This window comes from Bacillus sp. SIMBA_008, assembly GCF_046535495.1.
Classification (GTDB): Bacteria; Bacillota; Bacilli; order Bacillales; family Bacillaceae; genus Bacillus; species Bacillus subtilis.
In genome coordinates this window covers 990832-1002870 of the sequence record NZ_JAWRWL010000001.1, presented here as the reverse complement: position 1 = coordinate 1002870, position 12039 = coordinate 990832, and the positions used below count along the sequence as shown (strand labels likewise).

Genomic DNA, 12039 nt, shown 5'->3' with positions numbered 1-12039 from the left:
CTTTTATCACAATCTATATTATTAGTTTAAGACTTTAACACTTACAGTTTTGACGCCCCAATTAGAAGCATCACTTTTACTTGGTACAAATACGTCGATTTTATTTCCTTTAATAGCGCCGCCAGTGTCTGCTGCTGTTGCTTCCCCGTAGCCTTCAACATAGACTTTAGAACCTAGCGGAATTACATTAGGATCAACCGCAATAACTTTCGCGTTCGGGTTCTTATTTAAGTCAATGCCTGTAGCTGTAACGCCGGAAATGCCGCCGTCGTTAGCAGTGTAAGCAGTAGCAGTAACTGTTAGTTCTTTTGAAGCTTCTTGATTATTTGTATTTGATTGAACAGCCTTCTCCTCTGTGTTAACAGAAGTTTCTGCCTCAGCCTTTGTTTCTTGTTTAGGTTGCTGTTGTACAGCTTCTTGTTTAGGTTGCTCTTTTTGCACAGCCTCTTGTTTTGGCGCAGCTTGAGGTGCGTTTGTTTGCGCATTCTCAGTAGCTGTGTTTGCTGCTGTTGCCTGACCTTTTACTGAAAGAGTTGATCCAGCATAGATCATGTCAGAGCTTAAGTTATTCCAAACTTTCAGGTTGTTGACTGTCGTGCCGAATTTTTGAGCAATCTTAGAAAGCGTATCTCCCGCTTTAATTGTATATTGCCCAGTCGTGGTTGTTTCTTCTGAAGAAATGGTCAGTTTTTCTCCTGCAATGATTTTATCAGAAGTTAACTTGTTCCATTCTTTTAAGTCCTTTAGGTTCACTCCATTTTTCTGAGAGATTCCCCAGAGCGTATCACCCTTTTGCACCGTAATTTCTTTTGCAGAAGCGTGAGCTCCGAATGCAGTTGTTGAAAGTGCAGCAACTGCCACAAAGGACATAATCGTCTTCTTCATAAGTAAATCCTCCCTTGTTAGCTTTTTATTGGCGGCTAACAGGTGATATCGTAACACACGTAAATGTCAAATCAATAACAAAAAGATATGATTTAGATTACAGTTCCTTTACATGAAGGATTTCTCTCTGATGGAAAGACTTGCTGAACCCTTGATATAATAGGCTTCGCAGGTCTTTTTATTTTGAGGCGAAACAGAGAAAATAAAATGTGTTTTTTATAGAAAAAAAGATTGTTTTTCTGTTTTTTTAGTCTGTCATCCTTGCATAAGCTTGTATTTCTTGTAAAAAAAGCCGGCCGTATTTTGCTCTTTTTTGTTCTCCGACTCCTTTTATAGACAAAAGTTCATCATCATTTACGGGCTGTTTTCCTGACATTTCTTTTAACGTTTGGTCAGAGAAAACAACAAATGGCGGAACACCCTGCTCAGCCGCAATTTCTTTCCGAACCATGCGCAATCGTTCAAATAGCTCGTCATTTTCAGTAATCGCTGCCGCTTTTAACGCTTCTTTTCTCGCTACTGATAATTCTCCTTTCAGCACATTCCTTCCTTTACTGCTGACAAAAAGAGTCGGAAACGTTCCGTCTGACATCCTGATGAAGTCGTCAGAAATAAGAAATTCGATAAAATCACTGATTTCGCCAACGGATTGGTGTTTTAATATCCCGTATGTTGAAAGGTCGGAAAAGCCGTTTTCAAGAACTTTTTTATTTTTGGAGCCGGAAAGCACCTGTGCAACCATCGTCTTGCCAAACCGTTCTTTCATGCGAATGATACAAGATAAGACCATTTGCGCCTCCCGCGTCACGTCATGGGCCGCTCTTGTATCGGTACAGTTTCCGCACTGTCCGCACGCATCAGGCTCCTTTTCTCCGAAATACATAAGGATAAAACGCTGCAGACAATCTTCCGTATGACAGTAGTCGACCATTTGTCTCAGCTTTTTTAAATCCTGCTTTTGTTTCTCTTCATGTTCTGATTGCTCAATTAAGAAACGCTGCACCATAATATCCTGCGGTGAAAACAGGAGAACACATTCACTGGCAAGACCGTCCCGTCCAGCTCGTCCTGCCTCTTGATAATAGCTTTCCATATCTTTCGGGATTTGTGCATGCAGAACAAATCTGATATTTGATTTATCAATACCCATTCCAAAAGCAGAGGTTGCCACCATCACTTGAAGCTCATCATTAAGAAACCTTTCCTGCTGCTCTTTTCTCTCATCATCAGCCATACCTCCATGATACCGGCCTGCCCTGACCTGATTTCGTTTCAATCTCTCATATATCCGATCAGCTTCTTTTCTGGTCGCTGTATAGACAATTCCTGCTTCATGCCTGTTGTTTTGTACATATTCGTCTATAAACCGATCTTTATTTTCTCCTTTTACTACTTTAAAGGTTAAATTATCTCGGGAAAATCCGGTATATACCGTGTTTTCTTTTTGAATATGCAGCTGTTTGCAAATATCATCATGAACCTCGGGTGTGGCTGTTGCTGTTAACGCCATGATAACAGGCTTGTCGTGTAATTCACGGAACAAGATTTCAATATTCCTGTAGCTTGGCCTGAAATCATGACCCCATTGAGAAATACAGTGCGCCTCGTCTATTGCGACCAGAGGAACATCTATGCCCTGCAAAATCCGGATAAACTCTGTGGACGTTAGTCGCTCTGGTGTAATGTAAAAAAGCTTATAAGCCCCTTCTTTGAGTCCGTTCAGCCTCTCATATATTTCCTGATTGGATTGTGTGCTGTTAATGTAGGCGGCGTTAATCCCCGCTTCTTCTAACGCATCAACTTGATCCTTCATCAAGGAAATCAACGGTGAAATGACGATCGTCGTCCCTTCAAACATTAATGCCGGAATCTGATAGCAAATCGATTTGCCGCCTCCCGTCGGCATAATGCAGGCCGTATTTTGCCTCGCTTCCGTCACCAAGCGGATCGCTTCATCTTGGCCGCTCCGAAACTTCTCATAACCAAAATAATGAGCCAGAAGGGATTGGGCTCTATGTAACATAACGTGTAAACCTCGCTTTTCCTTGAATTTCTCCCATCATATCATAAAAAAGCGGCCTTCATTTCTTTCACATAAAAATGGAATATTCACTATACCAAACCTTTTTAGATAAAATAAAAAGCCATTTCCGAAAAGGAAATGGCTTTCGCTACGTCTTGCCGTATGCAAGTAAGAAAGTTTTAAACCACCACTCCTCAAAGTGGGTGTTTGCAGAAACGTTCCTGTCGTCCTCTGCAATGGAGGCATGACATTCCGGCTTCGATATAAAACTCCCTATTACAGCTTAAAGGTTAAAACTTAATTAACAATACGCACAAAGTAGCTTCTTTAATATAGTACACCATCAGGCGCTTTTAATCAAGAGGCCAAAACAATTGTTTAGAAAAACTTTTTCCAGTGAATAAAACTGCTTTTTCTCCAAAATACCTGACAATTCGACAAACAAAAAAATATATTACAATAAAAAAATAGCCTTTTTTGCTAAAAGCGAATGATTATTTTCTTCTATATTAATGTGTATATACAAAAAGACTCCTATTTGTAACGATAGGAGTCTTGGCTTTATTAGAATTTTGCAGCAAGATCTTTTGCTTCTTGTAAACCTTTTTCAACGATTTCTTGCGCTTGATCAGGTGCTGCGTTATGTCCTTCGATGACAACTGTGTGCAAGTCTTGAACACCCCAGAAACCAAGAACTGTTTTCATGAAGTTTAATGACATTTCAAGTGCAGCCATTGGTCCTTCTGAGTAGACACCGCCGCGAGCGTTAAGAAGCGCAACTTTTTTGCCGCCCATTAAACCGACTGGTCCTTCTTGTGTGTATTTGAATGTAACGCCTGCGCGAGACAGATAATCAACATAAGTATGAAGCACTGCTGGCACTGTGAAGTTCCAAAGCGGGAATGCGAAAACAACTTTGTCAGCTTTTACAAACTGGTTCAGATATTTGTCAGCAATTGCTGCTTGTTTTTTCTCATCTTCTGTCATTTCCATTCCTTGACCTGCTTTAAATGTTCCGTTAATCATATCTCTGCCAAGGTAAGGAAGGTTTTCCTTATGAAGATCTAATTCAACCACTTCATCATTAGGGTTGTTTTCTTTATAAGCAGCTAAGAAAGCTTCGTAAAGTTTAGTTGAAACGCCTTCTTCAGCTGTACGGTCGCTTGATTTTACAAATAAAACTGTAGACATTTGTATTCCTCCCGGTAAACTTTTTATATTTACTTACAAATAGTATGTTACTTTCTTTTTTACGCAAAGTCAATCACTTTATTTTGAATATGAGATTTTTTTTCAAAAAAAAGCAAGTACATCTAATATCGGTGTACTTGCTTGCCATTTTTACTTCGAATCTTGTTCACGATCCAAGATTTCATACGTCTGCGAGCTTTTTTGATCAATTGTTTCTTTGTTGGATAAGTCTTTTACCTGTTCATGAAACTCTCTTTCATAAGAAGGAGCATCTGTCTCCAGATCATCCTCCACATCAGCTTGGGCCTCAACTGTCATTCTTGCATAAGGAACAGCTTCAAGTCTTTCGTAAGGAATCTCTTGGCCGGTTTTTTCACACACGCCGTAAGTTCCGTCTTTCATCTTTTGTAATGCACGGTTGACCTCCTCTAACAGCTCCCGGTCAATCTCTTTCACTGTTTGGTCTGTCATCCGGTCTGTGACGAGCGTCCCGTGGTCTGCCATATGGTTGTCAACCCCGTTGGAAAGCTCCCCCACTTCTTCCGTCATTGATTCTGTTTCCTTTTTCTCGCCAGACAATTCTTTTTGCATATCGAGCAATTTATGATAGAGATGCTGTGTTTGTTCTTTTGTCAGTGCCATGTATATCCTCTCCTTTCTATCCTGTTTCCCGTTTTGCCTTCTGTCAAACATGGAAACATCGATGGAAAGATGAGCTACTGCCTTTTTGAACGGATCGTGACCGCTGGCGTCGATGGTGCTTCGGGTTTTCGTTGGCACTTTTTGTCCTTCTCTTCTGGCGGTATATAATAGGTTGCGCCTATATTTAATCTGCCGCTCAGTTCATCAATGGTCAGCTCGCCGAATTCAAGATGATAGTCAACCTTTTCGACATTCAGCGTTTCAATATGTATATAGGTTTCTTCAGACTCTTGTTTGCTGCTTTGTTTTTGTTTCTCAATCACTGAGAGTCTTTCTTCACATTCACGCAGTTTGTCAAGTTCTGGTTTCAAGCAATGCCTGATCAGCGACCGGAACATTTTTTTCATGACATCACGACCCTTTGCATACTCCTCTTTCGTCTACATATATAATGAGGTATATCCCATAGAAAGGAGAGGTTTTCATGCTTCCGACTAACATCAATATTTCTCATCTCAAGACTAACTCGATAGGCACCGGCTCATCCCTTACCTTTGGTTCTGCGGAGTTAAGGAACAGGTGCTCTGCTATCAAAAGAAATAACGGTTTTGGGGAACAAAATGCAGATGTTATTGTCATGGTCATTCCGATTGAATCAATTGATGACCGTGATGGGTCAGATGCACTCAGTATGAAAATCAATCATCAATAACAATGGTTTTCGCTTGACCTTCGTCTTTTTGAATAGTGATGTATAGGATTCCGTCTTTAAAAATGGCATTCATCTTTCCATGAAGATGATCGGAAAGCGGAATTTTCTTTTCAAAACTTCCGTATTTCCCTTCTTTTTGGCGAAAGTCCTGTTCATTAAAATAGGAAAAGCGCTGCCCCTTCACCACTAAATAATCTCCGTACGATAATATGTGAACGTCTTGTTTACGGTAGCCTGGAAGATAAATTAAAAACTGCACTTCCGCAACGGTATCTACAATATCCATGCTCGGAAATGAAGCATCTCCTTTCCCTCGCTGATCTTGCTGCGAAAACGGAAACGGAGATTGGCCATTTGTCATAAAAGGGGTTTTTTGGTCTTCATCAAATACCTGTTTCCAAAAGTCACCGCCGTACATCTGCTGTGCGAATTCCATCCACTGCTTCATCTTTTCGAAATCCATTTGAAGCCCCCTGTCTTAACATACTTTATAACCGCCAGCATACAACTATAGAAAGGAGGTTTGCCTGTGGTTCAACCAACTCCGTATATCAATATTAATATTTTCATGCTGAAAATTAATTCCTTTGAAAATGCTTCAGCTGTAAACGTAGGACAAAATTTATTGGCAGAATGGCAAAATTCAGATAAAAAAAATCAAGGCTACGGACAGAATTTTGGAGATGCGAGCGGATTTATGGGCACGAGAAGCCATGTGGATGACAGAGACCAAATTGATTCTCCGGCCTCTTTTGAAAGTGAAGCGGTTAACTCCTCAATCAAAAGGAAGTGATGAGATGTTCTTTTCACCCTCCGTCGTGAATGTCGGCGGATTTAAAATCAATACGATGGACCGTGGTTCCTCTTTAACACTCGGTCCGTATCAGCAGGTCGATTACTTTTTATCAGCTAAAATAAATCAAGGGTTTGGAGAAGAAAATGGCGACTTTACTCCTCTTGTCGTGCCGATTTCAAATGTATTAGATGCAGATCTTGTTGATTCGAACTCAGCGAAAAACAGTGTGGTGTAATAAGAACAGGGCGCACATGCCCTGTTCTTGTTTTTATATATAAAAAAAAGCCTAACCATTTTTTGAACGGCTGGCTCATCAAATGTTCAGCTGCACAAATGCTTTGTCAGCACCGCCTGAACCTCGCTTAAATCGGTGTCTTTCGCAAATTCTAATTCGAACGTTTTGCTTCTTGTCATCAATAAAAGCCCAGTGTCCGGATCAAACATTCCCGCTTCTTGGATGGCAAAGCTTTCAATTGTTTTATATGGAAGAAATACACGAACCTTCTTTTTAGAAAACATTTTATTGTCAAAGAAAATGATCCGCTTATTTGTAAAGCAAATTTGGTCCACTCGGAGCTTATAAATCGATTCTATTCTTTCCCCTTCAACGAGCAAAGCCTCAAGCTTCTTTGCGTCCGTTGATCTGCTAACAGAAAAAATACCCAATGAAGAACCCCTCTTTCTGCATTTATCTATTTGTTTTATCATTCACTACATAAAAATAAGTCCTTTATCCCTATATAAGAATACGACATAGAAGACATTTAAACCATTACGAACAGATTACATTTTTCAAATTTTTGATTTGTTTTTTGGCTTTTAAGCTGTTGTCATCAAGTAATACGCACATATAGAGAAAAAAGTTTCAATATTCAGCAATGTTTTTATAAAAAAGCGGTTTTTAATGATTTTTTTAATTTTGTTTTATATTTCCTGTTTTAACCACAAAAAAACCGCAGCTGAGCTGCGGTTTTGTGGATTGACCACTTTTAACAAAATATTCCTGATTATTCAAGGAAGCATTACATCTCTTCGAAGTATTCTTTATAATAGCCGCCGACTTTATTCGTATTGTCGACCACAAAGAGAAACTCCTCTGTTTCATTTTTTACTTCATATTCTTTTCCCGGCGTTAAAACGCGGTTTACGATATATTTTTTTGCGTTTGTCTGCACACACTTTACTTTTTTAATTGTTTCTTTTTCAAGCCAATTTTTATGAATCATGATGAAATCTCCTTTTCTTATCTATAAGCTTATTGTAGCTTTTTTCTTTTGTAAATTGCAATATCGGTTATTCATTGATTTTGCCTTGATTTCTATTATAGAATGTTTGTATACGCTTACGTTTGAAGCAACTATCACAGCTTATTTCTGCTATTCAATCCAGGAATCAATGTGCTATCACCAAGAATCTCAGAACAGACCATAAAAAATGACTGGAGGTTTGTTACGGATGAGTTCTTTAACGATGCAAGTGACGAAAAGGCTGGAGACATTTTTACAGGGAACAAAGAAGCTTTATATTGACGGAAAGTTTGTTCCGAGTGCCTCAGGGGCAACCTTTGACACTCCAAACCCGGCGACCGGCGAAACCTTGATGACGCTGTATGAAGCCCAGGCTGCGGATGTGGACAAAGCGGTTAAAGCTGCCCGGAAAGCCTTTGACCAAGGTGAATGGAGAACAATGTCTCCAGCTTCGAGAAGCAGACTGATGTATAAGCTGGCGGACTTAATGGAAGAGCATAAAACTGAGCTTGCTCAGCTTGAAACACTTGATAATGGGAAACCGATCAATGAAACGACTAATGGAGATATTCCGCTGGCTATTGAGCATATGCGCTATTACGCCGGCTGGTGTACAAAAATAACAGGACAGACGATTCCGGTTTCCGGCGCTTATTTTAATTATACGCGTCATGAGCCTGTCGGTGTCGTCGGCCAGATCATTCCATGGAATTTCCCGCTCCTGATGGCGATGTGGAAAATGGGCGCGGCACTTGCAACAGGCTGTACAATCGTCCTCAAACCGGCTGAACAAACACCGCTTTCAGCTCTTTATTTGGCAGAATTAATTGACCAAGCCGGTTTCCCTGCCGGTGTAATCAACATCATCCCGGGATTCGGTGAAGATGCGGGAGAAGCGCTGACGAACCACGAAGCGGTTGATAAAATTGCCTTTACCGGTTCCACTGAAATCGGAAAGAAAATCATGTCCACCGCAGCGAAAAGCATTAAGCGTGTTACATTGGAGCTGGGCGGAAAATCACCTAATATTCTTCTGCCGGATGCGAATTTGAAAAAAGCCATCCCGGGCGCTTTAAACGGTGTGATGTTTAACCAGGGCCAAGTCTGCTGTGCGGGCTCACGTGTCTTCATTCATAAAGACCAATATGATGAAGTTGTTGATGAAATGGCGTCCTATGCTGAGTCACTCCGCCAAGGAGCGGGACTTCATAAAGATACTCAAATCGGGCCTCTCGTAAGCAAGGAACAGCATGAGCGCGTTCTTTCCTATATTCAAAAAGGAAAAGATGAAGGAGCAAAAGCAGTGACCGGCGGAAGCTGTCCTTTTGAAGCAGGATATTTTGTCGCACCGACTGTGTTTGCGAATGTTGAAGACGAAATGACCATCGCAAAAGAAGAAATTTTCGGACCTGTGCTGACTGCAATTCCGTACGAAACTGTTGATGAAGTTATTGAACGGGCAAACCATTCAGAATATGGGCTTGCGGCCGGACTATGGACAGAGAACGTCAAGCAGGCTCACTATATCGCGGACCGACTTCAAGCCGGAACCGTTTGGGTGAACTGCTATAATGTGTTTGACGCGGCGTCTCCATTTGGCGGTTATAAACAGTCAGGACTCGGACGAGAAATGGGATCATATGCCTTGGATAATTACACAGAAGTCAAAAGTGTATGGATAAACCTTGAAGACTAACATGTATTTTTAAAAAACTGCTGCATGCCAGCAGTTTTTTTCTTTCTGTAATGGCAGTAAAAGACGCTGAATATATATGCTTCTGAAGGAGTTGAGCGTGATGGGCACACTTCAGGAGAAAGTGAGGCGTTTTCAAAAGAAAACCATTACCGAGTTAAGAGACAGGCAAAATGCTGATGGTTCATGGACATTTTGCTTTGAAGGACCAATCTTGACAAATTCCTTTTTTATTTTGCTCCTTACCTCACTAGATGAAGGCGAAAATGAAAAAGAACTGATATCATCCCTTGCAGCCGGCATTCATGCAAAACAGCAGCCAGACGGCACATTTATCAACTATCCCGATGAAACGCGCGGAAATCTAACGGCTACCGTCCAAGGATATGTCGGGATGCTGGCTTCAGGATGTTTTCACAGATCTGAGCCGCACATGAAGAAAGCTGAACAATTTATCATCTCACATGGCGGTTTGAGACATGTTCATTTTATGACAAAATGGATGCTTGCCGCGAACGGGCTTTATCCTTGGCCTGCTTTGTATTTACCATTATCACTCATGGCGCTCCCCCCAACATTGCCGATTCATTTCTATCAGTTCAGCTCATATGCCCGTATTCATTTTGCTCCTATGGCTGTAACACTCAATCAGCGATTTGTCCTTATTAACCGCAATATTTCATCTCTTCACCATCTCGATCCGCACATGACAAAAAATCCTTTCACTTGGCTTCGGTCTGATGCTTTCGAAGAAAGAGATCTCACGTCTATTTTGTCACATTGGAAACGCGTTTTTCATGCACCATTTGCTTTTCAGCAGCTGGGCCTACAGACAGCTAAAACGTATATGCTGGACCGGATTGAAAAAGACGGAACATTATACAGCTATGCGAGCGCAACCATATTTATGGTTTACAGCCTTCTGTCACTTGGTGTGTCACGCTATTCCCCTGTTATCAGGAGGGCGATTACCGGCATTAAATCACTGGTGACTAAATGCAACGGGATTCCTTATCTGGAAAACTCTACATCAACTGTTTGGGATACAGCTCTAATCAGCTATGCCCTTCAAAAAAATGGTGTGACCGAAACGGATGGCTCTGTTACAAAAGCAGCCGACTTTTTGCTAGAACGCCAGCATACCAAAATAGCAGATTGGTCTGTCAAAAATCCAAATTCAGTTCCTGGCGGCTGGGGGTTTTCAAACATTAATACAAATAACCCTGACTGTGACGACACTGCAGCCGTTTTAAAAGCGATTCCCCGCAATCATTCTCCTGCAGCATGGGAGCGAGGGGTATCTTGGCTTTTATCGATGCAAAACAATGACGGCGGATTTTCTGCTTTCGAAAAAAACGTGAACCACCCACTGATCCGCCTTCTGCCGCTTGAATCCGCAAAGGACGCTGCAGTTGACCCTTCAACCGCCGACCTCACCGGACGTGTACTGCACTTTTTAGGCGAGAAAGTTGGCTTCACAAAAAAATATCAACATATTCAACGCGCTGTGAACTGGCTTTTCGAACATCAGGAACAAAATGGGTCATGGTACGGCAGATGGGGTGTTTGCTACATTTACGGCACTTGGGCTGCTCTTACTGGTATGCATGCATGCGGGGTTGACCGAAAGCATCCCGGTATACAAAAGGCTCTGCGTTGGCTCAAATCCATACAAAATGATGACGGAAGCTGGGGAGAATCCTGCAAAAGCGCCGAAATCAAAACATATGTACCGCTTCATAGAGGAACCATTGTACAAACGGCCTGGGCTTTAGACGCTTTGCTCACATATGAAAATTCCGAACATCCGTCTGTTGTGAAAGGCATGCAATACCTTACCGACAGCAGTTCGCATAGCGCCGATAGCCTCGCGTATCCAGCAGGGATCGGATTGCCGAAGCAATTTTATATTCGCTATCACAGTTATCCATATGTATTCTCTTTGCTGGCTGTCGGGAAGTATTTAGATTCTATTGAAAAGGAGACAGCAAATGAAACGTGAATCTTATCAAGCGGAGATGTTCAATTGGTGTGAAGCCCTGAAAGATCAGATTCAAAAGCGAGGTCAGCTTGACCAGTTTGAAGATCAAATCGACAAGATGATTGAGGCTCTGGAAGATGACCAAACAACAGAAGAAGATTGGTATAAACAGGCCGCTGCCCTTTATCGGGATATTACAGAATCAGATGATACAAGTGAAAGACGCGCTTATGTCCCTATAGGGAAACACGTGCTGCCAAAGCTTCCTTACAAATACTCCGCCTTAGAACCTTATATATCACGCGATATTATGATCCTTCATCATACAAAACATCATCAAAGCTATGTCGATGGCCTGAACAAAGCAGAATCAGAGCTTAAAAAAGCGAGAGCGACAAAGAATTATGACTTAATCACTCATTGGGAAAGAGAGCTTGCGTTCCATGGAGCAGGCCATTATTTGCATAGTATTTTTTGGTTTTCTATGCATCCAAACGGAAAACGGCGTCCTACAGGGGCATTGTTCCAAATGATAGACCTTTCATTTGGAAGCTATTCCGCTTTTAAAGAACATTTTACCCAGGCCTCTAAAAAAGTGGAAGGCGTCGGCTGGGCCATTCTGGTCTGGGCACCTCGATCAGGACGGCTGGAGATTTTAACGGCAGAAAAACACCAGCTCTTTAGCCAATGGGATGTGATCCCCCTTTTACCGCTTGACGTATGGGAGCATGCCTACTATTTGCAATACAAAAATGACCGGGCCAGCTATGTCGATCACTGGTGGAATGTCGTGGATTGGCGCGAGGCTGAAAAACGTTTTGAGCAGGCAAAAGAAGTCGTTTGGAAGCTCTATTAAAAAAAGCCCCCTT

At 41.6% G+C, this 12039-nt stretch carries 14 protein-coding genes and 1 other RNA gene; 6 read left to right on the top strand and 9 right to left on the bottom strand.

What is annotated here, in order from left to right; translation table 11 throughout:
- Positions 1-21: 21 nt before the first annotated feature.
- The 6 genes from SB658_RS05550 to SB658_RS05525 form a co-directional block, all read right to left on the bottom strand.
- Positions 22-885: a LysM peptidoglycan-binding and 3D domain-containing protein gene (locus SB658_RS05550; RefSeq protein WP_003231267.1), complete on the bottom strand. Its 864-nt coding sequence runs from the start codon at positions 883-885 to the stop codon at positions 22-24.
- A gap of 247 nt (positions 886-1132) precedes the next feature.
- Positions 1133-2908, bottom strand: coding sequence for a DNA helicase RecQ (recQ, locus tag SB658_RS05545; RefSeq protein WP_069703917.1), 1776 nt, complete (start codon positions 2906-2908; stop codon positions 1133-1135).
- Between the two features lie 141 nt (positions 2909-3049).
- Positions 3050-3236: non-coding RNA, 6S RNA (gene ssrS / locus SB658_RS05540), on the bottom strand.
- A gap of 236 nt (positions 3237-3472) precedes the next feature.
- A complete protein-coding gene (azoJ, locus tag SB658_RS05535) occupies positions 3473-4099 on the bottom strand; it encodes an FMN-dependent NADH-azoreductase AzoJ (protein WP_003231260.1) in 627 nt (208 codons plus the stop codon).
- Between the two features lie 150 nt (positions 4100-4249).
- Positions 4250-4741 carry a TraR/DksA family transcriptional regulator gene (locus SB658_RS05530; RefSeq protein ID WP_003231259.1) on the bottom strand — a complete coding sequence of 164 codons (492 nt, stop codon included), beginning with the start codon at positions 4739-4741 and terminating at the stop codon, positions 4250-4252.
- Positions 4742-4815: 74 nt separating this feature from the next.
- On the bottom strand, positions 4816-5148 hold the full coding sequence (locus SB658_RS05525) for a hypothetical protein (protein ID WP_003231257.1): 333 nt from the start codon (positions 5146-5148) through the stop codon (positions 4816-4818).
- 77 nt (positions 5149-5225) lie between these two features.
- Here SB658_RS05525 and SB658_RS05520 point away from each other — a divergent pair, with 77 nt between their 5' ends.
- A complete protein-coding gene (locus SB658_RS05520) occupies positions 5226-5453 on the top strand; it encodes a hypothetical protein (RefSeq protein WP_038429125.1) in 228 nt (75 codons plus the stop codon).
- Here SB658_RS05520 and yocM read toward each other — a convergent pair.
- Positions 5440-5916 (bottom strand): salt stress-responsive protein YocM, encoded by a 477-nt coding sequence (yocM, locus tag SB658_RS05515; RefSeq protein ID WP_085187518.1) that lies wholly within the window; start codon positions 5914-5916, stop codon positions 5440-5442. The genes SB658_RS05520 and yocM overlap by 14 nt on opposite strands.
- 66 nt (positions 5917-5982) lie before the next feature.
- Between yocM and SB658_RS05510 the strand changes: the two genes are divergently transcribed.
- Together SB658_RS05510 and SB658_RS05505 are read left to right on the top strand one after the other, a co-directional pair.
- Entirely contained in the window at positions 5983-6246 is a 264-nt protein-coding gene (locus tag SB658_RS05510; RefSeq protein WP_004399338.1) for a hypothetical protein, read from the top strand.
- A 4-nt stretch (positions 6247-6250) separates the two neighbouring features.
- Positions 6251-6484, top strand: coding sequence for a hypothetical protein (locus tag SB658_RS05505; RefSeq protein ID WP_003231251.1), 234 nt, complete (start codon positions 6251-6253; stop codon positions 6482-6484).
- A gap of 86 nt (positions 6485-6570) precedes the next feature.
- Here SB658_RS05505 and SB658_RS05500 read toward each other — a convergent pair whose 3' ends face one another.
- The gene (locus SB658_RS05500; RefSeq protein ID WP_003220141.1) at positions 6571-6915 is read right to left on the bottom strand and encodes a PH domain-containing protein; all 345 of its coding nucleotides are present in this window, start codon (positions 6913-6915) and stop codon (positions 6571-6573) included.
- 356 nt (positions 6916-7271) lie between these two features.
- Positions 7272-7475, bottom strand: a complete 204-nt coding sequence (locus tag SB658_RS05495; RefSeq protein ID WP_003231245.1) for a DUF6501 family protein — start codon at positions 7473-7475, stop codon at positions 7272-7274.
- Positions 7476-7704: 229 nt separating this feature from the next.
- Between SB658_RS05495 and dhaS the strand changes: the two genes are divergently transcribed.
- The 3 genes from dhaS (at position 7705) to SB658_RS05480 (ending at position 12026) form a co-directional block, all read left to right on the top strand.
- Positions 7705-9192 (top strand): aldehyde dehydrogenase DhaS, encoded by a 1488-nt coding sequence (dhaS, locus tag SB658_RS05490; RefSeq protein WP_015714095.1) that lies wholly within the window; start codon positions 7705-7707, stop codon positions 9190-9192.
- Between the two features lie 100 nt (positions 9193-9292).
- Complete coding sequence (gene sqhC / locus SB658_RS05485; RefSeq protein WP_144500740.1) at positions 9293-11191, top strand: sporulenol synthase; 1899 nt, start codon at positions 9293-9295, stop codon at positions 11189-11191.
- Positions 11181-12026, top strand: coding sequence for a superoxide dismutase (locus SB658_RS05480; protein WP_004399227.1), 846 nt, complete (start codon positions 11181-11183; stop codon positions 12024-12026). Before sqhC ends, SB658_RS05480 begins: the two co-directional genes overlap by 11 nt.
- The last annotated feature ends 13 nt before the right edge of the window (positions 12027-12039 follow it).